At 42.1% G+C, this 25,958-nt stretch carries 29 protein-coding genes; all 29 read left to right on the top strand.

Features of this window, described 5'->3' with window-relative positions:
* The first annotated feature begins 1 nt into the window (after nt 1).
* The 29 genes from rho to MKY17_RS27075 all read left to right on the top strand — a co-directional run bounded on the left by rho (nt 2) and on the right by MKY17_RS27075 (nt 25,955).
* Entirely contained in the window at nt 2-1,291 is a 1,290-nt protein-coding gene (gene rho, locus MKY17_RS27215) for a transcription termination factor Rho (RefSeq protein ID WP_034315849.1), read from the top strand.
* 149 nt (nt 1,292-1,440) lie between these two features.
* A complete protein-coding gene (gene rpmE / locus MKY17_RS27210; RefSeq protein ID WP_034315847.1) occupies nt 1,441-1,641 on the top strand; it encodes a 50S ribosomal protein L31 in 201 nt (66 codons plus the stop codon).
* A gap of 138 nt (nt 1,642-1,779) precedes the next feature.
* Nucleotides 1,780-2,385 carry a thymidine kinase gene (locus tag MKY17_RS27205; protein WP_034315845.1) on the top strand — a complete coding sequence of 202 codons (606 nt, stop codon included), beginning with the start codon at nt 1,780-1,782 and terminating at the stop codon, nt 2,383-2,385.
* Between the two features lie 200 nt (nt 2,386-2,585).
* Complete coding sequence (locus tag MKY17_RS27200) at nt 2,586-3,041, top strand: hypothetical protein (protein ID WP_098370199.1); 456 nt, start codon at nt 2,586-2,588, stop codon at nt 3,039-3,041.
* A gap of 161 nt (nt 3,042-3,202) precedes the next feature.
* A complete protein-coding gene (gene prfA / locus MKY17_RS27195) occupies nt 3,203-4,273 on the top strand; it encodes a peptide chain release factor 1 (protein ID WP_141992316.1) in 1,071 nt (356 codons plus the stop codon).
* Nucleotides 4,266-5,135: a peptide chain release factor N(5)-glutamine methyltransferase gene (gene prmC, locus MKY17_RS27190; protein WP_286176915.1), complete on the top strand. Its 870-nt coding sequence runs from the start codon at nt 4,266-4,268 to the stop codon at nt 5,133-5,135. Before prfA ends, prmC begins: the two co-directional genes overlap by 8 nt.
* 152 nt (nt 5,136-5,287) lie before the next feature.
* Nucleotides 5,288-6,238 carry a stage II sporulation protein R gene (gene spoIIR / locus MKY17_RS27185; RefSeq protein ID WP_339201148.1) on the top strand — a complete coding sequence of 317 codons (951 nt, stop codon included), beginning with the start codon at nt 5,288-5,290 and terminating at the stop codon, nt 6,236-6,238.
* A gap of 289 nt (nt 6,239-6,527) precedes the next feature.
* Nucleotides 6,528-7,577: an L-threonylcarbamoyladenylate synthase gene (locus MKY17_RS27180; protein ID WP_098370196.1), complete on the top strand. Its 1,050-nt coding sequence runs from the start codon at nt 6,528-6,530 to the stop codon at nt 7,575-7,577.
* 74 nt (nt 7,578-7,651) lie between these two features.
* The gene (locus tag MKY17_RS27175) at nt 7,652-8,218 is read left to right on the top strand and encodes a manganese efflux pump MntP family protein (protein ID WP_098370195.1); all 567 of its coding nucleotides are present in this window, start codon (nt 7,652-7,654) and stop codon (nt 8,216-8,218) included.
* Between the two features lie 144 nt (nt 8,219-8,362).
* Nucleotides 8,363-8,806 (top strand): low molecular weight protein arginine phosphatase, encoded by a 444-nt coding sequence (locus tag MKY17_RS27170; protein WP_098370194.1) that lies wholly within the window; start codon nt 8,363-8,365, stop codon nt 8,804-8,806.
* A 14-nt stretch (nt 8,807-8,820) separates the two neighbouring features.
* Nucleotides 8,821-8,943, top strand: a complete 123-nt coding sequence (locus tag MKY17_RS27165) for a hypothetical protein (RefSeq protein WP_260397941.1) — start codon at nt 8,821-8,823, stop codon at nt 8,941-8,943.
* A 240-nt stretch (nt 8,944-9,183) separates the two neighbouring features.
* Nucleotides 9,184-9,630 (top strand): ribose 5-phosphate isomerase B, encoded by a 447-nt coding sequence (rpiB, locus tag MKY17_RS27160; protein WP_034315832.1) that lies wholly within the window; start codon nt 9,184-9,186, stop codon nt 9,628-9,630.
* Between the two features lie 71 nt (nt 9,631-9,701).
* Nucleotides 9,702-10,295 (top strand): TIGR01440 family protein, encoded by a 594-nt coding sequence (locus tag MKY17_RS27155; protein WP_098370193.1) that lies wholly within the window; start codon nt 9,702-9,704, stop codon nt 10,293-10,295.
* Between the two features lie 361 nt (nt 10,296-10,656).
* Nucleotides 10,657-11,898: a serine hydroxymethyltransferase gene (gene glyA / locus MKY17_RS27150; protein WP_098370192.1), complete on the top strand. Its 1,242-nt coding sequence runs from the start codon at nt 10,657-10,659 to the stop codon at nt 11,896-11,898.
* Between the two features lie 234 nt (nt 11,899-12,132).
* On the top strand, nt 12,133-12,762 hold the full coding sequence (gene upp / locus MKY17_RS27145; protein ID WP_034315825.1) for a uracil phosphoribosyltransferase: 630 nt from the start codon (nt 12,133-12,135) through the stop codon (nt 12,760-12,762).
* Between the two features lie 23 nt (nt 12,763-12,785).
* A complete protein-coding gene (gene wecB, locus MKY17_RS27140) occupies nt 12,786-13,928 on the top strand; it encodes a UDP-N-acetylglucosamine 2-epimerase (non-hydrolyzing) (RefSeq protein WP_339201144.1) in 1,143 nt (380 codons plus the stop codon).
* An 83-nt stretch (nt 13,929-14,011) separates the two neighbouring features.
* Complete coding sequence (locus tag MKY17_RS27135; protein ID WP_339201143.1) at nt 14,012-16,240, top strand: S8 family serine peptidase; 2,229 nt, start codon at nt 14,012-14,014, stop codon at nt 16,238-16,240.
* A 285-nt stretch (nt 16,241-16,525) separates the two neighbouring features.
* Nucleotides 16,526-16,894, top strand: a complete 369-nt coding sequence (locus MKY17_RS27130; RefSeq protein WP_063234155.1) for an ATP synthase subunit I — start codon at nt 16,526-16,528, stop codon at nt 16,892-16,894.
* Nucleotides 16,895-16,916: 22 nt separating this feature from the next.
* A complete protein-coding gene (gene atpB, locus MKY17_RS27125) occupies nt 16,917-17,633 on the top strand; it encodes a F0F1 ATP synthase subunit A (RefSeq protein WP_076368353.1) in 717 nt (238 codons plus the stop codon).
* Nucleotides 17,634-17,705: 72 nt separating this feature from the next.
* Nucleotides 17,706-17,930, top strand: a complete 225-nt coding sequence (gene atpE / locus MKY17_RS27120) for a F0F1 ATP synthase subunit C (protein WP_034315818.1) — start codon at nt 17,706-17,708, stop codon at nt 17,928-17,930.
* A 150-nt stretch (nt 17,931-18,080) separates the two neighbouring features.
* The gene (atpF, locus tag MKY17_RS27115) at nt 18,081-18,599 is read left to right on the top strand and encodes a F0F1 ATP synthase subunit B (protein ID WP_098370190.1); all 519 of its coding nucleotides are present in this window, start codon (nt 18,081-18,083) and stop codon (nt 18,597-18,599) included.
* The gene (locus tag MKY17_RS27110; RefSeq protein ID WP_098370189.1) at nt 18,596-19,132 is read left to right on the top strand and encodes a F0F1 ATP synthase subunit delta; all 537 of its coding nucleotides are present in this window, start codon (nt 18,596-18,598) and stop codon (nt 19,130-19,132) included. The genes atpF and MKY17_RS27110 overlap by 4 nt, the downstream gene beginning before the upstream one ends.
* A gap of 24 nt (nt 19,133-19,156) precedes the next feature.
* Nucleotides 19,157-20,665, top strand: a complete 1,509-nt coding sequence (gene atpA, locus MKY17_RS27105; RefSeq protein WP_034315812.1) for a F0F1 ATP synthase subunit alpha — start codon at nt 19,157-19,159, stop codon at nt 20,663-20,665.
* A 37-nt stretch (nt 20,666-20,702) separates the two neighbouring features.
* Nucleotides 20,703-21,563: a F0F1 ATP synthase subunit gamma gene (locus MKY17_RS27100; protein WP_098370188.1), complete on the top strand. Its 861-nt coding sequence runs from the start codon at nt 20,703-20,705 to the stop codon at nt 21,561-21,563.
* Nucleotides 21,564-21,651: 88 nt separating this feature from the next.
* Nucleotides 21,652-23,049 carry a F0F1 ATP synthase subunit beta gene (atpD, locus tag MKY17_RS27095; RefSeq protein WP_034315806.1) on the top strand — a complete coding sequence of 466 codons (1,398 nt, stop codon included), beginning with the start codon at nt 21,652-21,654 and terminating at the stop codon, nt 23,047-23,049.
* A 25-nt stretch (nt 23,050-23,074) separates the two neighbouring features.
* Nucleotides 23,075-23,476 carry a F0F1 ATP synthase subunit epsilon gene (locus MKY17_RS27090; protein WP_034315803.1) on the top strand — a complete coding sequence of 134 codons (402 nt, stop codon included), beginning with the start codon at nt 23,075-23,077 and terminating at the stop codon, nt 23,474-23,476.
* A gap of 341 nt (nt 23,477-23,817) precedes the next feature.
* Nucleotides 23,818-24,192, top strand: coding sequence for an NADH-quinone oxidoreductase subunit A (locus MKY17_RS27085; RefSeq protein WP_076368347.1), 375 nt, complete (start codon nt 23,818-23,820; stop codon nt 24,190-24,192).
* Between the two features lie 26 nt (nt 24,193-24,218).
* Nucleotides 24,219-24,695 carry an NADH-quinone oxidoreductase subunit B gene (locus MKY17_RS27080; RefSeq protein WP_170946902.1) on the top strand — a complete coding sequence of 159 codons (477 nt, stop codon included), beginning with the start codon at nt 24,219-24,221 and terminating at the stop codon, nt 24,693-24,695.
* Nucleotides 24,696-25,955 carry an NADH-quinone oxidoreductase subunit C gene (locus MKY17_RS27075; RefSeq protein WP_339201139.1) on the top strand — a complete coding sequence of 420 codons (1,260 nt, stop codon included), beginning with the start codon at nt 24,696-24,698 and terminating at the stop codon, nt 25,953-25,955.
* Nucleotides 25,956-25,958: the final 3 nt, after the last annotated feature.

The raw sequence follows: 25,958 nt of genomic DNA, 5'->3' as shown, positions 1-25,958 counted from the left end.
AATGAATTTAACTATTTCTAATTTAGAAAACATGAAACTAAAGGATCTATATGAGCACGCCCGTGAATATAAAGTTTCCTATTACAGCAAACTTTCAAAAAAGGAACTTATTTTCGCTATCCTGAAAGCACAAGCTGAGCAGGATGGTCTCCTATTCATGGAGGGCGTTTTAGAGATCATACCTTCAGAGGGCTTCGGTTTCCTGCGTCCAATTAATTATTCTCCAAGCTCGGAGGATATTTATATTTCTGCTTCACAGATCCGCAGATTCGATTTGCGAAATGGAGATAAAGTGTCCGGTAAGGTAAGGCCTCCAAAAGAAAACGAGCGCTATTATGGATTGCTGCATGTTGAAGCAGTCAATGGCGATAATCCGGAATCAGCTAAAGAGCGTGTCCACTTTCCAGGTTTAACACCGCTGTATCCAAACAGGCAAATTAAACTGGAAACGACACCGAAGAACTTATCGACCAGGATTATGGATGTCCTGGCACCGGTCGGTTTTGGGCAGCGTGGTCTGATAGTCGCACCGCCAAAAGCCGGTAAAACGATGCTCATCAAGGAAATTGCCAATGCGATAACCACAAACCATCCCGAATCGGAATTGATTGTACTGTTGATCGATGAACGCCCGGAAGAAGTGACAGACATTGAACGTTCAGTCGCAGGAGACGTGGTAAGTTCAACTTTCGATGAAGTGCCGGAAAACCATATCAAGGTGGCTGAGCTGGTGTTAGAACGAGCCATGCGCCTTGTGGAGCATAAACGGGATGTCATCATTTTAATGGACAGCATCACTCGACTTGCCCGTGCTTACAACCTTGTCATTCCGCCGAGCGGGCGTACACTATCAGGGGGTATTGACCCTGCTGCATTCCACCGTCCAAAACGCTTTTTCGGTGCGGCGAGGAATATCGAGGAAGGCGGCAGCCTGACGATCCTTGCTACAGCATTGGTAGATACGGGTTCAAGAATGGACGATGTCATTTATGAAGAATTTAAAGGTACGGGCAATATGGAGCTGCATTTAGATCGTGCCCTTGCCGAAAGACGCATCTTCCCGGCTATCGATATTCGTCGCTCAGGCACTCGTAAAGAAGAATTGTTAATTCCGAAAGATCGCCTGGATAAACTATGGGCCATTAGGAAAACGATGTCAGATTCACCTGATTTCTCGGAGAAATTCCTTCGCCGTCTAAAACAGACAAAAGGTAATGAAGAATTTTTCAGTAAGCTGGATGAAGAGATGTCAGAAATGAAAAAGGGGCCAGCGAGCGTAAAACGTTCTTAAACCCTGTAAGAAACAAACAGTTGCACAACTAGTCTTAAGTTGTTATAATGAGTTCATGTGTTTTTACAATAAATGTGAGGGTGCTTTTCCCTCAACTTGAAGTATATAACTCTGTTTCGAATGATTCAGGGCATAAGGAGCTGAAAAGAATGAAAACTGGAATTCATCCAAATTATAAGCTTTCAAAAGTAATTTGCTCTTGCGGAAACACTTTTGAAACTGGTTCAGTTAAAGAAGAGATCAAAGTTGAGACTTGTTCAGAGTGCCATCCATTCTATACTGGTCGTCAAAAATTCGCTGAAGCTGGCGGACGTGTTGATCGTTTCAACAAAAAATACGGTATTAAATAAGCCGGACTTTTTAAAAAACAGGCAAGTATTTTTCTTGCCTGTTTTTTCTTTTCCATAAACAAGTAAGAATTTTTATAAAGCCGGGTCGACTTCAATTATGGCCAAGGGATCGACAGGTGGAAGGGAGTAGCTGTTTCCATGTATGTAATGAAACAAACAGGCTGGATCGAGCTAATTTGCGGAAGCATGTTTTCAGGTAAATCTGAGGAATTGATTAAACGAGTCAGCCGTGCTCAATTTGCTAAAGAGCAAATAGCTGTATTTAAACCAGCTATTGATAATCGCTATGCGGAAGAGGCTGTCGTATCACATAATGGCTCTTCTGTGATGGCAAAACCGATTGCCCATTCAACGGATATTTTTAAGTATTTGGACAAGCCCCTGGATATCATTGCAATAGATGAAGTGCAATTTTTTGATCATGAAATTATCGGGGTTGCCCAGCATCTTGCGGACAGCGGTTATCGAGTGATCATGGCTGGACTCGATCAAGATTTCAGAGGTGAACCATTCGGTCCTATGCCTGTTCTATTATCGCTTGCAGAATCGGTGACTAAGCTGCAGGCTGTGTGTGAAGTGTGCGGATCACCTGCCAGCAGGACACAGCGATTGATAGATGGGGAGCCGGCCTCCTATGATGAGCCGATCATCCTTGTGGGTGCATCGGAATCATACGAGCCCCGCTGCCGCCATCATCACGAAGTTCCGGGTAAGCAGGCTGTTGGGATCAAAGAACATATTTGAATGATGGTGCCCTATGATCCAATGAGATCGTAGGGTGCTTTTTTTATGAAGAAATGGTTGGGAATAATTATAAGTGGTGGTAAAACTGCTGTGGTTCATGACCAATACATGGAAGGGAAATAGAAGATAACTATTGCCCCATTTTGGGCAGGCTAACGGGGAAATGTTCTTCTTAACCAGTCAAAATGGAGGGAAAAAATATGAAATCGAAACTGCTTATTATGACGGCCTTTCTGCTTGCTGTACTAACGGCATGCGGCCAAAATGACAATGCAATAAATAATGATTCGGAATATGGGGATCAATCCCGTGATGGCAGGGATCTTGTTGGCAAGGGTTTAAATCAAGTATCCAATAAAGATTGGGACAATGAAACGGAACGGCCATCAGATCAGCTCCTCAACACACCGCATCATACATCCAATAATTCTCCATCCATGGGGCAGCAAATTGATGAAATCCGCGGAGTCATTGATTCTGAAACTAATTATGAGGCGGGCTCCGTTTGGTTTAATGGAAATACCATTCATGTTACGGTCCATGATAAAGGCCAAATCAAGACGGAAAAAAAGAGAAAAGAGGAAATGCAGCGAATACAAGGTATGATAAACAGGGTTGTGCCTCAATATAATTTAGATGTCAAATTAAAGAAATAACGACATTTTTGAATCCTCTTTGACGTTGATTATTCACCTATACTATAATTAACCTAGAAGTGAACTGAGCTGGGGCACTGAGCTACTTATTTATAGTTAGAAAAGATGGATTACTTCCAAATCGTTACAGATGTTTTTGGAAAATTTATGAGGTGAATAATTTGTTTGATCGTTTACAAGCAGTAGAAGATAGATATGAAAGATTGAATGAACTATTAAGTGACCCGGAGATCATTAATGACTCTAAGAAGCTAAGGGAATATTCTAAGGAGCAATCCAGCATTCAAGAGACCGCATCGACTTATAAAGAATATAAAGCGGTTCGTGAGCAACTCCAGGAAGCGAAGGCGATGCTGGAGGAGAAACTTGATGCGGATATGCGTGAAATGGTAAAAGAAGAGATCAATGAACTTGATGAGACCATAAAAGGCCTTGAGGATAAACTGAAAATATTGCTTATTCCGAAGGATCCTAACGATGATAAAAACGTGATCATGGAGATCCGCGGAGCGGCAGGCGGAGATGAGGCGGCCTTATTTGCAGGTAGTCTATACCGAATGTATAGCCGTTTTGCCGAGGTGCAGGGTTGGCGGACTGAAGTCATTGAAGCAAGTCCTACAGGGCTTGGCGGCTACAAGGAAATCATATTCATGATTAATGGCAATGGTGCTTATTCAAAATTGAAGTTCGAAAATGGAGCGCATCGCGTTCAGCGGGTACCTGAAACTGAATCAGGCGGACGGATTCATACATCTACAGCCACGGTTGCCGTTTTACCAGAAGCTGAGGAAGTGGAAGTTGAAATCCATGATAAGGATGTCCGTGTCGATACCTTTGCATCAAGCGGTCCTGGAGGGCAAAGTGTCAATACGACAATGTCAGCGGTGCGCTTGACTCATATTCCGACTAATACGGTTGTATCCTGTCAAGATGAAAAATCACAAATCAAGAACAAAGAAAAAGCAATGAAGGTTTTGCGTGCCAGGGTGTACGATAAAATCCATCGCGAAGTACAGGCGGAATATGATCAAAATAGGAAGCTTGCCGTTGGAACGGGCGATAGATCCGAAAGGATTCGCACTTATAACTTCCCGCAAAACCGCGTTACCGACCACCGTATTGGTTTAACGATTCAAAAATTGGATCAAATCATGGAAGGTAAACTGGATGAAGTCGTTGATGCATTAATCATGGAAGACCAATCTTCAAGGCTGGAAAATGCAGATGAGTAATTCTGCCGTGAAAGTGTTTGAAGCCCTTAAATGGGCTTCTTCTTTTTTAAAGGAAAATGATCGTGATGCCAATGCTGGGGAAATCCTGTTACAGCACTTTTTAAAACAAACTCGCTCCCAAATGCTGGCCAACCTTCATGATGAGCTTAGCGAAGCGGATTTTGGGCAATTTAAGGCCGCTATTGAGCTGCATGCTGAGGGAACGCCCATCCAATATATAATCGGCAGTGAAGAATTTTATGGACGGACCTTCTTTGTGAATGAAGAAGTGCTCATACCGAGACCTGAAACAGAAGAATTGATTTATTATGCTTTACGTAAAATCCCGGCCATTTTTATGGAGGGACAGAAGCTTCGTTTAGCTGATATTGGGACCGGCAGCGGCGCAATCGCCATAACGATGAAACTTGAAAAATCAAACTTGTTGGTGACGGCCACGGACATAGCGGAACCATCGCTTGAGGTGGCGCGGAAAAATGCCGAATCACTTGGTGCCGAAGTGGAGTTCATGCAAGGTGATTTGCTTTTGCCTTTCATAAACATAAACCAGAAGGTGGACGTCCTTTTATCGAATCCCCCATATATACCAGATGATGATCATGAATCCATGTCAGTAGTCGTGACAGGTCATGAACCGCATCGTGCATTATTTGCCGGTATCGATGGGCTGGATTTTTACCGCCGCTTTATGGAGCAGTTACCTCTGATCATGGAGGTGCCTGGGCTGATCGGTTTTGAAGTGGGCACTGGACAGGGTGAGGCGGTTGCCGATTTATTGAAGCGAACCTTTCCTGCCGCAGAAGTATCCATTGTAAATGATATTAATGAGAAAGATCGAATGGTCTTCGCTGTATTAAATTGATCCGTCTCTCCTTTTGAGACGGATATTTTTTTATGGAAACCACCCTCATTATCCTTTGGAATCTATATTTCCAGCAATCAACTTTTTTTATTTTTACTAGTTTAAGATAGCTGGAAAATGGTGAGACTAATTCATGTGAGGGGGCGAAGGCGATGAAAACTAAACATTTAGCCATTATTTATCTATTAATCTTAACTATAGGAACGATCGTAAGTATATATATGCCTAAAGCGGAGGTGGTCGGTGCAGAAGCTACGAAGGTGATTCCGGATGAGGCGATTCGTCTGCGGATACTTGCTAATAGTGATGCAGAAAAGGATCAAGCGGTTAAACGGCTGATTAGGGATGAGGTAAATGAAGATATCACAAAATGGGTCCAAGAACTTACTTCTTTGGATGAAGCGAGGGATGTGATCACCTCTCATCTTCCGGATATCCAAGCGACGGCTGAGGCAGTTATAAAGGAACAGGGTATGGAGCAGTCAGTTAAAGTCGATTTTGGACAAGCGGAATTTCCGACAAAACTCTACGGGCAGTATTTATATCCGGCAGGGGATTATGAAGCGGTGATTATCACGCTTGGGGAGGGGGAAGGCGCAAATTGGTGGTGTGTTCTATTTCCCCCATTATGTTTCCTGGATTTTTCAAATGGGACGGCTGTAAGTCAAAGTCCGATTGTCGAGGAAGAGGATGAAGGATCCTTGAGTTCGGAAGGGAAGGCGTATGCTGCAACAAATGAAGAGGGTGCAGAGGAAGAAGTTGAAGAAGAAGTGCTGGTTAATAAGGAAAAAGGGCCCGAGGAAGTAGTTGAAGAGAAGGTAGTGGAGGAGAGCGTAAAAGAAGTACCGGAAGAAACGGTAAAAGAAGAGGTTACAGAGCCGGAAGTAAAGGAAGAAGTGACAGAAGCAAAAGATAAGGAACAAGTGACAGAAGCAATAGATAAGGAAGAAGTGAAGGAGGAAGCCATTGATGGGAATGTTGAAGAAAAACAGGTTGAACTTGCGGCATCCAATAAACAAGGTCAACAATTATATGAAGGGGAAAAGGAGCCTGAGGTGGAAGTGAAGTCTCTGTTTGCAGAAATCTTCAATGATCTATTTTAAAAAGGGGGCAGATGCCCTCTTTTTTTAAAATCAGATAATTTTGTAAACATATCCACAGGGTTATTAACAAAAAATCAAAAAAGTCTGTCATTAATCATTAATATCCACAAACTTATCCACGGATTCGATGTGGTTATCCCCAATTTGTGGATAACACTTGAATTATGTGTATAGTTCTTTTATACTTTCAAAGTATCTTTAAGTGAATTTATTACAATAATTTGAGAGAATCGTTCATATAAAAGCAATTATATAAAATAAGAAACGTTAAAAGGCGATGGTGTTCAAGATGAAAACGAAAATTTGGTCAGTGGATAAAAATGTGGATAATTTACAAAGTTATCCCCAGATTATACAATCAGCTGAATTGTTAAAGGCAAATCAAGTGGTTGCTTTTCCTACAGAGACCGTTTATGGACTGGGGGCGAATGCCAAAAATGATGAGGCAGTCAAAAAAGTGTTTGAGGCGAAGGGGCGTCCGAGTGATAATCCTTTAATCGTTCACATAGCCTCCGATGACCAGTTGTCAGGTATTGTAGAAGAGATTCCGGAACAGGCCAGGAAGCTAATGGCAGAATTTTGGCCGGGTCCTTTGACTTTGATCATGAAACGAAAACCGGGCCAGCTATCAAACCTTGTGACAGCTGGATTGGACACGGTGGCTGTCAGGATGCCAGATCATCAGGTTGCCCTAGGCCTTATTCGTGCAAGTGATTTGCCCATTGCGGCTCCAAGTGCAAATACTTCCGGGAAACCAAGCCCTACGTCAGCAAAACATGTTGAAGATGACTTAATGGGCCGGATTGCAGGCATAGTCGATGGCGGGACTACGGGTGTGGGCGTAGAATCCACAGTACTTGACTGTACTGTGGAAGTACCTGTTATTTTAAGGCCTGGCGGGGTGACCCTGGAACAGCTGGAAGCGGTAATAGGGGAAGTCAGGCAAGATGTCGCATTGAAGAATCAGGAAACGGCGCCAAAAGCCCCAGGCATGAAGTATACCCACTATGCTCCGAAGGCCCCTCTATATTTAGTCAAGGGTAATCAAGTTTTCCTTCAGAAGCTTGTGGATGAAAAAAGAACTGACGGGTTAAAGGTGGGCATCATAACGGCTTATGAACATCAACAGGATTATAAGGCGGATTATGTGGTTGTCCCAGGTTCGTTAGCGGATTTACATACTGTTGCGACAGGCTTATATGATGCTTTAAGACAGTTTGACGATCTGGAGGTCGATGTCATTTTTAGTGAAATGTTTCCTGACCATGGAATAGGAGCTGCGGTCATGAACCGGCTTGAGAAGGCTGCAGGCCATCAAATCATCAAGGAACATGTGTAATAAGGACTGATTTATCCTTCTATTTCTTTTCGGACATGCATAACATGTAGTAGGCACGTCCGAGGGGGATTTGAATGAATACATTTGCTGGAGAAATCATCACCTTATTGCTAATGGCATTCGCATTGGGAATGGATGCCTTTTCAGTCGGCCTTGGAATGGGAATGTTTAAGCTAAGGTTGAGGCAAATACTTTTTATAGGACTGACAGTAGGTATTTTTCATATTTGGATGCCCTTGCTTGGGATGGGGGCAGGCCGTTTCATTTCAGAAAAATTCGGGACCTTTGCTACATACGCTGGCGGTCTATTGTTGATCATTCTTGGTATACAGATGTTTATCCCTGGTAAAAAGGATGGAGCTGGTGTCAGGGAAAATAAGATGCTGGCTCCTGTCGGGAAAGGTCTATTCATATTTGCTTTAGGGGTAAGCCTGGATAGCTTCTCGGTAGGATTGACACTGGGAATTTACGGTGCAAAAACGATTTTAACCGTTCTTTGTTTTGGGTTTGCTGCCACTCTATTAACGTGGGCTGGGCTTTTACTGGGTAGAAAAATGCAGGGCTTGCTTGGCGTGTATAGTGAGATTCTTGGCGGAAGCATCCTGTGTGCGTTTGGATTGAAATTATTATTCTCTTTTTGATCCGCTTGAATTCATATCGTTCCTTCCTCAACTGTTCCGATTACTGGGGCGGTTTTTATTTTTCATCGGACATAATGACGGTGATTTTTTTGACTATATTAAACGGGCGATAGCTTATAATGAATAAAAAAGGAGGCGTTAAAAATGATCCGAGTATTATTTGTATGTACAGGTAACACATGCAGAAGCCCGATGGCAGAAGCGATATTGAAAAATAAGAATATTGCGGGTGTTGAAGTGAAGTCTGCAGGCGTGTATGCTTCATCAGGCCAGGATGCTTCGCTGCATGCTAAAAATGTATTGGTTGAAAATGACATAGTGCATAATCATCATTCAGCGCCCTTATCCGAGAAGGAAATGGAATGGGCGACTCATATTTTCACCATGACGGAAGGGCATAAATCGGTCATTACCCGGGCATACCCCAAAATGATCGATAAGACTTTTACTTTAAAAGAATTCATTATTGAGGATAAATATGATAGAGACATAATAGATCCGTTTGGCGGTTCTGAAGGCATTTACCGTGAAACGTTCAGGGAGTTGCAGGAATTAATAGAAGAATTAGTGAAAAGGCTTAAAGGATAAACGGGGTACATAATGTGGTCGCTGCAGTAAAAGATATTACTAAGCTTGTTGCCCGTCAATGCAAAGTGCAGGAACAAGGCAGTCCCAAGAAGTGGCTGCTAATGCAGAATAAGCATCTGCTGGAGCGGAAGAAGTGACGGCTACGACAAGTGAACAAGCGCTAGTCATGGAAAATGTCGAAAAATCGGCAATGGAACTTAAAGTGCAAGCGGAAAAGGGTTAACAGGACCATTACCCGCTTTCACACTTGACATTTTACTGCAGGAAACCCGAGTTGGTTTCCTGCTTCTTTGCGGGGAAAAAGGATGGACATCCTTTATCTTTTCATAATTTTGTGACACAATAAAATCAAATGAAAAAGCTAGAGGAGGATTATGATGAAAGTTGCGATTGCTTCGGATCACGGTGGTATACATATTCGTGAAGAAATAAAGAATTTATTAAATGAGTTACAGATTCCATTTGAGGACTTTGGCTGTGAATGCAGTACGTCGGTGGATTATCCTGATTATGCTTTGCCGGTTGCTGAAAAAGTGGCGCGGGGTGAGTTCGATCGAGGCATTTTAATCTGTGGAACTGGAATTGGAATGAGCATTGCTGCCAATAAAGTTAAAGGAATACGATGTGCATTGGTTCATGATGTCTATAGTGCGAAATTGACCCGCCAGCATAATGATACCAATATGTTAGCGATGGGGGAACGCGTCATTGGCCCGGGTCTGGCCAGGGAAATTGCACAAACATGGCTGACTTCGGAATTTGAAGGCGGGCGTCATCAAAACAGGATCGGTAAGATTGCGGAGTATGAAGGTAAACATAGCTAATTCTTATGGTTTTTTTGGAGAGAACCCTTTTCTACCGATAGCAAGTTTTCTTATTGAAAGGATGCGTTTTCATGACAAGTGATGCTACATTTTCAAATGAGCTTGAGATATGGGAAAACCAGTTTCGGGAACTTTTACATGAGTTTCAAGAACAGACAGCTTTAAAAGAGAAACAGCTACTGGTGATCGGCTGCAGTACAAGTGAAGTGATCGGGAAAAGGATCGGTACTGAAGGGACGCTAGATGTTGCAGGGATGATTTTTTCCGTAGTTAGGGATTTTCAAGGGAAAACGGGTGTTCAGGTTGCATATCAATGTTGTGAACATCTAAACAGGGCCTTGGTTTTGCAAAGAGAAACCGCGGTTCGATATGATTATGAAGAAGTTTCGGTTGTACCTGTAAGAACAGCTGGGGGATCGATGGCGACGTACGCCTACCAACAATGGAAAGATGCTGTCGTCGTCGAACATATTAAAGCAGATGCGGGGATAGACATTGGGGACACCTTCATTGGCATGCATCTGAAGCATGTGGCGGTTCCAATTCGCTCTGCCATTAAAGAAATAGGACATGCACATGTGACCATGGCAAAAACGCGTCCGAAACTGATTGGCGGGGAGCGGGCCGTTTATCAGGACATTTCTGATAACAAAAGTTGTACTTAATGGGTAAGTGGGACAGCATTTCTCGGATGGGGAATGCTGTTTTTTAATTGAATGCGAGCGTTATCGTAAAGCTCTTCGCAAAAAAACATTACTTTATAGTGCTAATAGAATGGTGATTTTGCTTATGAAATATAGGGTGAAAGAGCTATTTAGCATAATTTCGATGTTAAATACGAACGTTTTTAAATAAAAAAACATTTAACGTTCGATAAAATTAGACTATCACTTCTAAATTAGACATGTTAAAATGGAGTAGAATTTTCTAATAACTATTGGTAAGGCTTTTTCATGCTTTTTTGAAGGCATGTTGCACATAAATACTAAAAAGCGAATCACGCACAATTTGAGGAGGAATTACGGAATGAATCGTTTAGCAAAGCAAGATGAGCAAGTGTTTAACGCAATTCAACTGGAATTAGGGCGTCAAAGAAGTAAGATTGAGCTTATTGCTTCTGAAAACTTCGTGAGTGAAGCTGTCATGGAAGCACAAGGTTCGGTCTTGACTAATAAGTATGCAGAAGGATACCCTGGAAAACGTTACTATGGCGGATGTGAGTATGTAGACATCGTTGAAGATCTAGCACGTGAGCGTGCGAAAGAAATTTTCGGAGGAGAGTATGTGAACGTACAGCCTCACTCTGGAGCTCAAGCCAATATGGCCGTTTACTTTACTGTTCTTCAAACTGGAGACACAGTGCTTGGGATGAACCTTTCGCATGGAGGTCACTTAACACATGGAAGTCCAGTTAACTTCAGTGGTGTTAACTACAATTTTGTTGAATATGGTGTAGACGAAAAAGATCACCGTATCGATTACAATGATGTATTGGAAAAAGCGCGTCAGCACAAACCGAAATTGATCGTAGCGGGTGCAAGTGCATATCCACGGGAAATTGACTTCAAGCGATTCCGTGAAATTGCAGATGAAGTCGGGGCTTATTTAATGGTTGATATGGCGCATATTGCAGGTTTAGTTGCGGCTGGATTACATCAAAGCCCGATTCCTTTTGCTGACTTTGTAACGACAACCACTCATAAAACACTTCGCGGACCACGCGGAGGGATGATCATCTGTAAAGAAGAATTCGGTAAGAAGATCGATAAATCCATCTTCCCTGGAATTCAAGGCGGTCCGTTGATGCATGTTATATCCGCTAAGGCTGTTGCATTCGGCGAAGCGCTTCAAGATGAATTTAAAGTATATGCACAACAAATCATCGATAATGCTAAACGCTTGGGCGAAGGTTTGAAGAAAGAAGGGTTCACCCTTGTTTCTGATGGAACGGACAATCACTTGATTCTTCTTGATGTGCGCTCTACTGGATTAACGGGAAAAATCGCAGAACATGTTTTGGATGAAATCGGTATTACCGTGAACAAAAATGCGATTCCTTATGACCCGGAAAAACCATTCGTAACCAGCGGTATACGTATTGGGACTGCGGCGGTGACATCACGTGGCTTCGGATTGGAAGACATGGATGAAATAGCTGCAATCATCGGACTTGTTTTGAAAAATAATGAAGACGCAGCTAAACTTGAAGAAGCAAAACAGCGTGTCGAATCATTAGCGAACAAATTTGAATTATATCCTTCATTGTAATTTCGTAGCTGCTCCCTTTTAAAGGGAGCGGTTTTTTTGTATCTTATGGAAGGCCGGTGTTAGAAGAATCCGAATAGTGAAAATAGGTCTGACATCTAAACCTTTATTGAAGATTGAACCTTTTTTCTGTAAAATAGGTTGAAGTGAATTTTAAGAGACACGAAAATTTTTCTATTCGATTAGGGAAATCATAAAAAAGCGCAAAACTAAGCAATGGAATTGGAGAGATGCTAAATGGGAAAAGTTTATGTTTTCGATCACCCGTTAATTCAACACAAATTAGCCTATATACGTGATATAAATACAGGAACAAAAGAATTCCGTGAACTAGTGGATGAAGTTGCATCATTGATGGCATTTGAAATCACGAGGGATATGCCGCTGGAAGAGGTGGAAATCCAAACGCCTGTAAGCACAGCGAAAGTGAAAATGCTTTCTGGTAAAAAAGTGGGTATCGTCCCTATTTTACGTGCAGGCATAGGGATGGTGGACGGGATCATTAAGCTGATTCCTGCTGCAAAGGTCGGACATGTTGGACTTTACCGTGATCCTGAAACATTGAAACCGGTGGAGTATTATGCGAAAATGCCAAGCGATTTGGCTGAAAGGGAATGCATTGTCGTTGACCCGATGTTAGCCACTGGCGGATCAGCCATCGAAGCGATCCATTCCATTAAAAAGCGCGGTGCAGTCAATATTAAATTCATGTGTTTGATTGCAGCTCCAGAGGGTGTAGAAGCATTAAAAGAAGCCCATCCTGATGTTGATATTTATATTGCGGGTCTTGACGAAAAACTGAATGAACACGGGTATATCGTTCCAGGTCTTGGAGACGCGGGAGATCGTTTATTCGGCACAAAATAAGGAGAGAAACTGAGGTGTCACGAATGAATAAACCGATAAAAGTCATGACCATTTTCGGGACGAGACCAGAAGCTGTCAAAATGGCGCCCTTAGTACTCGAATTTCAAAAACACCCAGAATATTTCAAGCCGATCGTTGCTGTTACGGCTCAGCATCGCCAAATGTTAGATCAAGTTCTCGAACTATTTTCGATACAGCCGGACTATGACTTGGACATAATGAAGGAAAGGCAAACGCTTGCTGACATTACAACAAGAGCATTAAATGGTCTTGATTCAGTAATGAAGGAAGCCAAACCTGATATTGTTCTTGTACACGGTGATACAACCACAACGTTTGTCGCAAGTCTGGCAGCTTTTTATAATCAAATTGTCATTGGGCATGTAGAAGCAGGGCTGCGCACATGGAATAAGTATTCCCCCTATCCGGAAGAGATGAATCGGCAGCTTACAGGTACTATGGCAGATTTGCATTTTGCGCCGACTTCGAAAGCGGAGGAGAATCTGCTGAACGAAAACAAGAAGGATAATATCTTCGTAACGGGAAATACGGCAACCGATGCTTTAAAAACTACTGTACGTTCCACGTATTCCCATCCAGTTTTAAATGGACTTGGAGAAGACAGGCTCATTTTGCTTACAGCCCATCGCAGGGAAAACCTTGGCGAACCCATGAGGAATATCTTCAGGGCCGTGAAGAAAATCATTGCTGAGCATGATGACGTTCAAGTGGTATATCCTGTCCATTTAAATCCGCTTGTTCAGGAATTGGCAAATGAAATTCTCGGGGACGATCCGCGGGTTCATTTGATTGAACCGCTGGATGTATTGGATTTCCATAACTTCGCTTCAAGAGCCTATCTTATTTTGACAGATTCTGGAGGAATCCAGGAAGAGGCACCGTCACTTGGTGTACCTGTCCTAGTTTTAAGGGATACGACCGAACGTCCTGAGGGGATTGCTGCTGGAACCTTAAGATTGGCGGGTACTGATGAACAAAACATATATAATTTGGCACATGAATTGCTCACCGATCAAGACGTGCACGAAAAAATGTCCAAAGCTTCAAATCCATATGGGGATGGAAATGCTTCGGTCCGCATTGCTGAAGCCATCCGTTACTATTTTAAGCAAGCAGACATGCCACCAACTAGATTTGACTCATAAAAAAGGAAAAGCCATGCGCTTTTCCTTTTTTTATTTGCATACTCCAAGGTTGTTGAGAAAAGATAACAGCTAAGGGGATGATTATGTTGGGAAAGAAAACGTTCATAGTGTTTGTTTTCCTTTTTATATTTATTTATCAAAATGAAAAGGGATTGGCATCCGTCATTCTGCCGCCATTACCAAAACTATCTGAATCTAAGGAAGTAACGGTTGTTGTCACGATGGATAAGGTGTTTCAACGAAAAAAAATCGAAAAACTGCTTGAGAAATATCCATCTCTTCAATTACGGAATGTTTATTCAGTTGCCCTGAAAGGATTTTCCGTTCAGGGGAAAATGAATGAGATAGAACAACTTAAAAAGGAGGATGCAATTCAGGCTGTAACGGAAGTAACCGTTTATCAAGCGGTGTTGGATAAAAGTGTCCCATACATAGGAGGAGGAAGGGTCAGGGGTTTCTTTGATAAGGAGAATCACCGGATCACCGGGAAAGGGGTAAAAGTAGGAATCATAGATACTGGAATCGATTATACACATCCAGATTTGCAACGTGCTTATAAAGGAGGGAAGGATCTGGTAGATGGTGATGAAGATCCGATGGAAACCAAAAATCAAGGCGACCTGGATACATTACATGGGACTCATGTGGCAGGCATCATTGCAGCCAATGGAAAAATGAAAGGCGTCGCACCAGAAGCGGAGATATATGCATATCGAGCTTTGGGACCAGGTGGTGCAGGAGATACAGACCAAGTCTTGATGGCTATTGAGTCAGCCATGAAGGATAGGGTGGATGTATTGAACCTCTCTCTTGGCAATAACATCAATGGCCCTGATTTACCTATCTCCCTTGCGTTGAATAAAGCTGTGGAAAGCGGCATCGTTGCCGTGACATCCAACGGGAATTCCGGTCCTGCTGTATGGACCGTAGGCTCACCCGGAACAGCGGAAAAAGCGATTTCCGTTGGGGCATCGACTCCTCCCTTAAGGGTTCCGTATATGATTTACGGACTTGGATCGAAAAAGCATCAATCGCATTTAACCGTGTTTCAAAGTTCTAAAAAATGGAACCTGACGTTTTCCGAGGATGTCATATTTGGGGGTCTGGGTAATGAAAAGGACCTGAAACATGTTCGGGATAAGATTGTGTTGATGGAACGTGGCACACTTACCTTCCAGCAGAAAGTATCCAATGCAGAGAAGGCAGGTGCAAAGGGGGTAATTGTTTATAATAATACAAGCGGGACCTTTACTGGAAGCTTGGAAAAAGAAATGAACATCCCAGCTGCTTCTATTAATAGAAGAGATGGATTACAGCTAAAGCAAATCTTGGAGCAAGGGCAGAGCAAAACCGTTCAATTTGTTTATAAGAACGAGCAGGATAAGCTCGCAGATTTTAGCTCCAGGGGACCGGTAACCGTATCATGGGGAATAAAGCCTGACGTATTGGCACCGGGAGTGGAAATTGAAAGTACCATCCCTAAAGGATATATGTCCCTGGATGGAACAAGTATGTCCGCACCGCATGTTGCAGGAGCATGCGCCTTAATCCTGCAAAAACACCCCGAATGGAACCCGGAGCAAGTGAAATCTGCATTGATGAGCACTTCCAAACCATTGAGGAAATCTACGAATCAATTGTATCACACATATGAACAGGGGGCTGGACGCATCCGGGTCGACGAAGCATTAAAAGCGGACACGCTCTTGAGTCCAAGCTCATTGTCTTTTGGGATGTATACGAAAAAAGAAGGAATTGAAGAACATCATGAAACGATAGTCATAGAAAATACCGGAACGGAAATGAGGAAGTACTCTTTCATGGTTCCATTGAATGAGACGGGACTTACTTGGGAATTGCCGAAATCCCTTACTTTGAATCCGAAGGAAAAAAAACGGATAAAAGTGGGGCTGCAGGTCAACCCAGCCAAGCTTAAAAAAGGAGTCTTTGATGGATACCTCATTATAATGGAAGGAACCAAAAGAATATCCCTTCCTTATTTATATGTAAAGGAAGAGCCTGATTACCCAAGGATAATGGGATTTGATTTTGGCCAAGGGGACCAGAAAGGCACATATCGATACGAAATGTACCTTCCGCGCGGGGCTGAAGAATTCGGTATTGCCCTTTATGAGGAAGATAGCTTGAAATTCGCTGGATACTTGGATTGGTCCAAATCGGCACCTTCCGGTTTGATCAAAAAAGATGTATTGAAAAAGAACTTGCCGCCTAAGGGAGTGTATAAAGCGATAATCTTTGCGAGAAAGGGTGGAAGGGAAGATCGGATAGAAAAGACGTTACTTATTGAGTGAATAGAGGATAATAAGTAAAATAAAATGGATGTCAATAGTATAAAAAAGATAATTTGTGAACAATTCGTTAATAATTACAAACCTGTGACAAATTTCACTAACCACTCATTGACATTGATTCTTGCCTATTGTATGCTAACTAAGGATGTAAAATGAGAGGGGTTTCATACGTTAATAACGTGTCAAATAGAAGCTAGTTTTTGACCTTCTATTTGGACTTGTTACGGGCAAATTCCCTAGCTAAACACAGATACTACAATATTTCTAGGGAGATTACATGACAAAATGCTAGAATTGGAAAAAATGTTCAATAGGCAGCTAAAATACATGTTGTATTTAATGGGTATTTATGTACTCGGGGTGGGCTTCACTTCACATGATTCAGTCTTCCAAGGATTATTGCTTGGAACAGCCTTCAGCCTATTTATATTCTGGTCAATGGTCAAAAAGAACAAAAAGTTCGCTCAAGAGGTTGCCGAAGGTAAGAAAACGCGCTCCCTTGGTAGTTTAACTAGAATGTCTGTAGCGGGTTTAGCTGCAATTATTGCATTGAGATATCCTGACGAGTTTCAAGTGGTCTGCGTGGTAGTGGGATTAATGACAGTTTACTTTGTCATTATGATAGATTATTTTATGCAAAACATACGTAGGTAGTAAAGAAGAGAGGTGAATACTGTTGAATCATGAAGCTCCTATGTGGGAATTTATGGATACTGGAATACATTTCAACTTGGCTAATGTTCTTATGATGACTATCGCAAGTCTCATTGTCTTCATTATTGCTGTAGCAGCAACTCGAAAACTTGCGATGAAGCCAACAGGAATCCAAAACTTTATCGAATGGGTTATGGATTTTGTGAAAAATATCATCAACAGCAATATGGATTGGCGTACGGGTGGTCAGTTCCTTATGTTGGGAATGACATTAATATTGTACGTATTTGTTTCAAACATGTTAGGATTGCCGTTCTCGATTGTAATAGGGCATGAACTTTGGTGGAAATCACCTACATCAGATCCAGCAATAACTTTAACCTTGGCAGTTATGGTAATGGGTTTAACTCATTATTATGGTATCAAGATGAGAGGCATGAAAAATTATGCCAAAACTTATGTCCAACCAATGGGTTTCTTGTTTCCGTTAAAGATTATTGAGGAGTTCGCTAATACGTTAACTCTAGGATTGCGGCTTTACGGGAATATTTATGCGGGTGAGTTACTATTAACTTTACTTGCTGGACTAGGAACAAGTGGTGTTGTGGGTGCAGCCACTGCTGCATTACCAATGTTAGCTTGGGAAGGATTTAGTATCTTTGTCGGCTCCATTCAAGCTTTTATCTTTACTATGTTAACGATGGTTTATCTTTCCCATAAAGTAAGTGACGACCATTAATTATAAATATTGTTCATTTTGAACATTATATTGATGAAAAAATAAAACAACATTTCAAGGAGGAAATTTATCATGACAGGTTCTTTAGGTCTTATAGCTGCTGCTATCGCAGTTGGATTAGGTGCACTAGGTGCGGGTATTGGTAATGGTCTTATCGTAGGGCGTACAATTGAAGGAATGGCTCGTCAGCCAGAAGCTCGTGGTATGCTTCAAACTACAATGTTCGTTGGTATTGCGTTAGTTGAGGCACTTCCAATCATCGCTGTAGTTATCGCGTTTATTGTAATGGGTAAATAAGGTAACTTGAAAAAGTTCAATAATGGCGAAGATGATCCAAGGAGACCCTTCGCCATTGCTCTGTGTTAAAGTGAACAATTATGACAGTGATACTGTCAATCGAAAATACAGAACTTCAATAGTGAATCTCATGAAGGGAGTGAACCGAGCGTGTTAACAAGCAATTATGTTCTTGGTCAAGCAGCCCACTTTAATGGTGGGGATATCATATACCAGCTTGTAATCTTTATTATTTTGTTAGCGTTGCTTAAGAAGTTTGCATGGGGTCCTTTAATGGGCATCATGAAAGAACGTGAAGAGCATGTTGCGAATGAAATTGAAGCAGCTGAAGTTAGTAGAAAAGAAGCACTGAAATATTTAGAAGAACAGCGTGAAATCGTAAAACAATCTCGCACTGAAGCGGGACAACTTATAGAGAATGCTAAGCAACAAGGCGAAGCACAGCGCGAAGATATTATTAATCAAGCGCGTGCAGAGGCTGAACGTGTTAAAGAATCAGCAAAACGTGAAATCGTTCAAGAGAGAGAAAAAGCAGTTGCCGCCTTACGCGAGCAAGTAGCTTCATTATCTGTTATGATCGCCTCTAAGGTGATTGAGAAAGAACTTTCATCAGCTGATCAAGAAAAACTAATCAATGAATATATTCAAGAGGCAGGAGAAGGTAAATGAGCGATATAACTGTAGCAGGACGTTATGCTGTAGCTCTTTTCCAAATTGCGAAAGAGCAAAATCTCATTAACCAACTTGAAGAAGAGCTTCGCATAGTGAATGACGTTTTCACAAATGATAAAGAGCTATTAAACTTCTTGGCTCATCCTAAAATGACTAGCGATGCAAAAAATACATTGCTTGCAAATGCATTTGCAAGTCTTTCGTCTTCCGTTCAAAATACTGTAATGTTAATGGTGGAGCGTCATCGTACAGGTGAAGTGACTGCTATGGCACAAGAGTTCATTGAACTTGCGAATGAAGAAAATTCAGTTGCGGACGCGACTGTTTATACAGTTAATCCTTTAACTGAAGCTGAAGCGGAAGCTGTGTCTTCAGCTTTTGCTGCAAAAATCGGCAAACGTAATTTGCGTATCACTAATGTTACGGATAGCAGTATTCTTGGCGGCATCAAACTTCAAATCGGTAACCGTATTTATGACGGAACGATAAGCGGGAAGCTTGATCGCCTTAGCAAACAACTATTAGGTTAATATTCACAGATAGGGGTGAAATTCATGAGCATCAAAGCTGAAGAAATCAGTGCGCTGATTAAAAAGCAGATTGAAAACTATCAGTCGGAAATTAAAGTAAGCGATGTAGGTACAGTAATCACTGTTGGTGATGGTATCGCTCGCGTTCATGGTTTAGATAATGCAATGGCTGGGGAGCTCTTAGAATTTTCTAATGGTTCAATGGGATTGGCACAAAACCTTGAGCAAAATAACGTAGGTGTTGTTATTCTTGGACCATTCAGAGACATTCAAGAAGGCAGTGAAGTACGCCGTACTGGCCGTATCATGGAAGTGCCAGTTGGAGAAGAATTAATCGGACGTGTCGTGAATCCGCTAGGACAACCATTAGATGGTCTTGGCCCAATCGCTACAACAAAAACTCGTCCAATCGAAAGCCCTGCTACAGGTGTTATGGACCGTAAATCTGTTCATGAGCCATTACAAACAGGGATTAAAGCAATCGATGCTCTAGTACCAATCGGACGCGGACAACGTGAGTTAATCATTGGTGACCGTCAAACTGGTAAAACATCAGTTGCGATTGATACAATCCTTAACCAAGCTGACCAAGACATGATCTGTATTTATGTTGCTATTGGTCAAAAAGAATCAACAGTTCGTGGAACAGTTGAGACACTACGTAAAAATGGTGCACTAGATTACACAATTGTTGTATCTGCATCAGCTTCTCAACCAGCACCACTTTTATACCTAGCTCCATATGCTGGTGTGACTATGGGTGAAGAGTTCATGTTCGCTGGCAAGCACGTTTTAGTGGTATATGATGATCTTTCTAAACAAGCATCAGCATACCGTGAACTTTCCTTGCTTCTTCGCCGTCCTCCAGGTCGTGAAGCATTCCCTGGGGATGTATTCTACTTGCACTCCCGCTTACTTGAGCGTGCAGCTAAATTGAATGACACTTTAGGTGCCGGTTCAATTACTGCGCTTCCATTTGTTGAAACACAAGCAGGCGATATCTCTGCTTACATTCCAACAAACGTTATTTCCATCACAGATGGACAAATCTTCTTACAATCTGATTTGTTCTTCTCAGGTGTACGTCCTGCGATTAACGCTGGTCTTTCCGTATCCCGTGTTGGTGGATCTGCACAAATTAAAGCGATGAAAAAAGTTGCTGGTACATTACGTCTAGACTTAGCTTCTTATCGTGAATTGGAAGCATTCTCCCAATTCGGTTCTGATCTTGATGCTGCTACTCAAGCAAAACTTAACCGTGGTGCTCGTACAGTTGAAGTTCTTAAGCAAGATCTAAATAAACCAATTAAAGTTGAAAAACAAGTCATGATTTTCTATGCATTGACTAAAGGTCATCTAGATGATATTCCAGTATCGGATATCCTTCGTTTTGAAGAAGAATACTATGTGTTCCTAGATCGTTCTCATCCAGAATTATTAGATCACATTCGCACAACTAAAGGTCTTCCTGAAGACGCTGCTATCGTTGCTGCAATTAACGAGTTCAAAAAGAACTTCGTTATTTCTGAATAATAAGGTCTAACTAATTTATAAAGGGTGGTGAGAATGAATGGCCTCTTTACGCGATATTAAGTCTCGGATTACTTCAACGAAAAAGACGAGTCAAATTACAAAAGCGATGCAGATGGTATCTGCTTCTAAAATGAACCGTGCTGAAGCTAATGCTAAAGCATATGTTCCATATATGGAAAAAATTCAAGAAGTAGTATCAAGTATTGCGAACGGAAGTACGGGTGCATCTCATCCAATGCTTGTCTCACGTCCAGTGAAGAAAACCGGTTACCTGGTAATCACATCGGACCGCGGATTGGCAGGTGCATACAACAGTAGCATCCTTCGCCACGTTCATAAAACTATTCTTGAACGCCATAAATCCAATGATGAGTTCGTCATTATCGCAATCGGAAGGGTTGGCCGTGATTTCTTTGTCAGCCGTAATATGCACGTAGAGCTTGAAGTAACTGGGGTTCCCGATCAGCCGTCTTTCGCTGACATTAGCTCCCTTGCTAAATCAACAGTGAATTTGTATCTAAATGAACTGTGTGATGAGCTTTATATGTACTATAACCATTATGTCAGCCCAATCCAGCAGGATGTAACGGAAACGCAAGTCCTTCCTTTAGCTGACTTTGATACTTCCAATGCAGCATTGACTTCTTATGAATTTGAACCGAATGCAGAAGAAATTCTTGAGGTATTACTACCTCAGTACGCAGAAAGTTTAATTTATGGTGCTTTGTTAGATGGTAAAGCAAGTGAGCACTCTGCACGTATGACTGCAATGAAAAATGCAACCGATAATGCGAAAGAATTGATCGACTCGCTTTCATTGCAATATAACCGTGCACGTCAGGCCGCAATTACTCAAGAAATCACGGAAATTGTTGGCGGTGCAGCAGCTTTAGAATAAAATCATTAACGGGGACGGTCGGCCCGAACGAAGCTTGGCCGTTCCATAATCTCGATAGTCGTTATAAGCAACGTTAGGAGGGAAAACGATGAATATAGGACGCGTTACTCAAGTTATGGGTCCGGTTGTTGACGTGAAATTCGAAGACGGACAACTTCCTAAGATCTATAACGCGTTAAGAATCGAAAATACAGCGTCTGGTACAGGACTAACTCTTGAAGTGGCCCTTCAACTAGGTGATAATACAGTTCGTACTGTAGCAATGTCTTCCACTGATGGTTTAACTCGTGGTGCAGAGACTGTTGATACAGGAGCTCCAATTTCCGTTCCTGTAGGTGAAGTAACTCTAGGCCGCGTTTTCAACGTATTAGGGGAAAACATTGACCTATTTGAACCACTTACAGCAGAGGTGCGTCGTGATCCAATTCACAGACAAGCACCAACTTTTGAGGACTTATCAACAACAGTTGAAATTCTTGAAACTGGTATTAAAGTAGTAGATTTACTTGCACCTTACATCAAAGGTGGTAAAATCGGTCTCTTCGGTGGTGCTGGTGTTGGTAAAACTGTACTTATCCAAGAACTTATTAATAACATCGCACAAGAGCACGGCGGTATTTCAGTATTCGCTGGTGTAGGTGAGCGTACTCGTGAAGGAAATGACCTTTTCTACGAGATGACTGATTCTGGTGTTATTAAGAAAACAGCGATGGTATTCGGACAAATGAACGAGCCACCAGGTGCACGTATGCGTGTAGCTCTAAGTGGTTTGACAATGGCTGAATATTTCCGTGACGAACAAGGACAAGACGTTCTTTTCTTCATCGATAACATCTTCCGTTTCACTCAAGCAGGTTCAGAGGTTTCTGCCCTTCTAGGCCGTATGCCTTCAGCGGTAGGTTACCAACCAACCCTTGCTACAGAAATGGGTCAATTACAAGAACGTATCACATCAACTAATAAAGGTTCTGTTACATCTATTCAAGCGATCTATGTACCTGCCGATGACTATACGGATCCGGCTCCAGCTACAACTTTCGCTCACTTAGATGCAACAACTAACCTTGAGCGTAAACTTTCTGAAATGGGTATCTACCCAGCAGTTGATCCATTGGCTTCTTCTTCTCGTGCTCTTAGCCCAGAAATCGTTGGAGCTGAGCACTATAAAGTAGCTCGTCAAGTTCAATCAACTTTACAGAAATATAAAGAACTTCAAGATATTATTGCGATCTTGGGTATGGACGAGTTAAGCGAAGACGAAAAAGTAATCGTGCAACGTGCTCGTAGAATTCAAAACTTCTTGTCACAAAACTTCCACGTGGCTGAACAATTTACTGGTCAAAAAGGATCTTATGTACCAGTTAAAGAAACAGTCCAAGGATTCAAAGATATCCTAGCTGGAAAATATGACGAACTTCCTGAAGATGCTTTCCGTCTAGTTGGCCGCATCGAAGAAGTTGTTGCTAAAGCAAAAGAAATGGCTTAATTAAAGGGACCTAGGAGGGAATGAAATGAAGACCATTAAAGTCAATGTTGTTACTCCCGATGGCCCAGTATATGATGCAGAAGTTGAAATGGTAAGCACTAAAGCTAAAAGCGGTGAGCTGGGAATCATGGCTGGACACGTTCCAACTGTAGCCCCGCTTACCATTGGTGCTGTCCGTCTTAAAAATGGAAGCAACACAGACTATGTAGCTGTAAATGGTGGCTTCTTGGAAGTTCGCCCTGATGTGGTAACCATTTTGGCTCAATCTGCTGAAAGAGCTGAAACTATCGATCTTGCACGTGCTCAAGCAGCAAAAGCCCGTGCTGAACAAAGATTGCAGAACAATGATGGATCAAATGATGCCAAAAGAGCTGATTTAGCGCTTAAACGTGCCATCAACCGAATCCAAATTGCAGAAATGCGATAACTTTAATTTATGAAAACACCTGATCAAACCATTCGTGGTAAGATCAGGTGTTTTTTTATCCAGAAGGTTTTTGAGGATTATTGATATTTAATATCGGAATTAGGAAAAAAAGGTCGAATTATAGAGTAAAGTATTTTCCATTTTAAACCTTAACTCGTCGACATGATTTTATCCTAATGTTATAATGTATACGCTTACATTTATTGCTTCATACCCCCTCCTTTCACGTTGCTTCTAAAAGAATGTTACCCTGCATAATATTTAAAACGGTATCCAAAAAGAAGACAAGCAAATTTGAATTGTACCCATTTAACATGAATTATCCATAAAGGGAGATGAACATGGGACAGCTGCATATTTACCAAAATAATTATTTAATTGTATTTGTTTTCCTTTGTCTTGGCATTTTATTACCTGTGATCGCTTTATTTCTTGGTAGACTGCTAAGGCCGTATAAACCGACAGATATGAAATATACGACTTATGAAAGTGGAATCGAACCTTTTCAGGATTCAAGGGTTCAATTCAATGTCAGGTATTATCTATTCGGATTGATGTTCGTCATATTTGACGTAGAAACGGTTTTTCTTTATCCATGGGCGGTTGCCTATGATGAACTCGGACTGTTTGCATTGATTGAAATGCTGTTTTTTGTCCTGATCCTAATGCTTGGGCTAATCTACGCTTGGAAAAAGAAGGTGTTAAAGTGGAATTGAAGTTGGATGAACTTACCCCTAAAGAAATGGAAGAAATGCGCCATAGTATTTTTTTATCCACACTTGAGCAAATAAAAGGCTGGGCTAGAAGTAACTCACTCTGGCCAATGACTTTCGGTTTGGCATGTTGTGCAATTGAAATGATGGGTGTCGGTTCCTCTCATTATGATTTGGACCGATTTGGTTCATTTTTTCGGACATCACCCAGACAATCAGATGTCATGATTGTTTCAGGAACGGTAACGAAAAAAATGGCTCCAATAATAAGCAGATTATACGAACAAATGCCAGAACCGAAATGGGTTATTGCGATGGGATCCTGTGCAACTGCTGGCGGGCCTTATGTTCACTCTTACTCAGTGGTCAAGGGGGTAGATCAAATTGTACCTGTCGATGTATATATACCGGGTTGTCCCCCAAACCCAGCTGCACTTATTTATGGGATCAATAAATTAAAAGAAAAAATCCGTTACGAGGCGAAAACCGGAAAGCGGGTGATATAGATGAGTGAAAAGGAGGACTTAGCAAAACAAAAAGCGGAGGCAGCAGCCAAGGCGAAGGCAGCCGCAATGGCCAGAAAACAGGAAAAAGCAGAAGCGGTGGAAAAGCCGGAAGGCGAAGTGGATATAGCGAAACAAAAAGCGGAGGCAGCAGCCAAGGCGAAGGCAGCCGCAATGGCCAGAAAACAGGAAAAAGCAGAAGCGGTGGAAAAGCCGGAAGGCGAAATGGATATAGCGAAACAAAAAGCGGAGGCAGCAGCCAAGGCGAAGGCAGCCGCATTAGCCAGAAAACAGGAAAAAGAAGAAGCGGCGGAAAAGCCGGAAGGCGAAACGGATATAGCCAAGCAAAAAGCGGCGGCCGCGGCCAAGGCGAAGGCTGAAGCACTGGCCCGAAAACAGGCGAAAGCTGAAAGTGCGGAAAAGCCGGAAGGCGAAATGGATATAGCAAAGCAAAAAGCGGAGGCAGCAGCCAAGGCGAAGGCAGCGGCATTAGCCCGAAAACAGGCAAAAGAAGAAGCAACGGAAAAGCCGGAAGGCGAAATGGATAAAGCGAAACAAAAAGCGGCGGCCGCGGCCAAGGCGAAGGCAGCTGCATTGGCCCGAAAACAGGCGAAAGCTGAAAGTGCGGAAAAGCTGGAAGGCGAAATGGATATAGCAAAGCAAAAAGCAGCGGCCGCGGCCAAGGCGAAGGCAGCCACCGCTGCCAAAGCGAAAGCGGCTGCTGCTGCGAAGAGCAGGACTGCTGTAAAGGAAAGCGAGGAAGTTAACACCCCTAGCGAACTTTCCCCAAATCAGTCGAAACTGGATCAAATCGTTTCTGCTATTGAGAGCCATGTAGGACAAGGGGCATTATTAGAGCACTATATTAATAGATTATCAAAAGATGTACCCACTTTAGTGGCTAATCCGGATACATATTTCTCAATAGCAAAATTTCTGCGGTACGATGAACAGCTTAACTTTTCGTATTTATCGGAACTTCATGGTACGGACTTTGAAACCCATATGGAAATCTATGTACATTTACATTCATTCAAAATGAACCAATCAGTTGCCTTGAAAGTGAAACTTGATAGGGATTCTCCCGTTATTACATCATTGGTCCCATTATGGTCAGGAGCAAATTGGCCAGAATGTGAGGCGTATGATTTATTAGGTATTAACTTTTATGAACACCCTGATTTAAAGCGGATTTTACTTGGTGAAGAATGGAAAGGGTATCCCCTTAGAAAAGATTATCAGCCTTATGATGTGGAGGTGTAAGCC

Source organism: Peribacillus sp. FSL P2-0133, from assembly GCF_037975445.1.
Taxonomy (GTDB): domain Bacteria; phylum Bacillota; class Bacilli; order Bacillales; family DSM-1321; genus Peribacillus; species Peribacillus simplex_E.
This window is presented reverse-complemented; position numbering and strand designations above follow the sequence as displayed.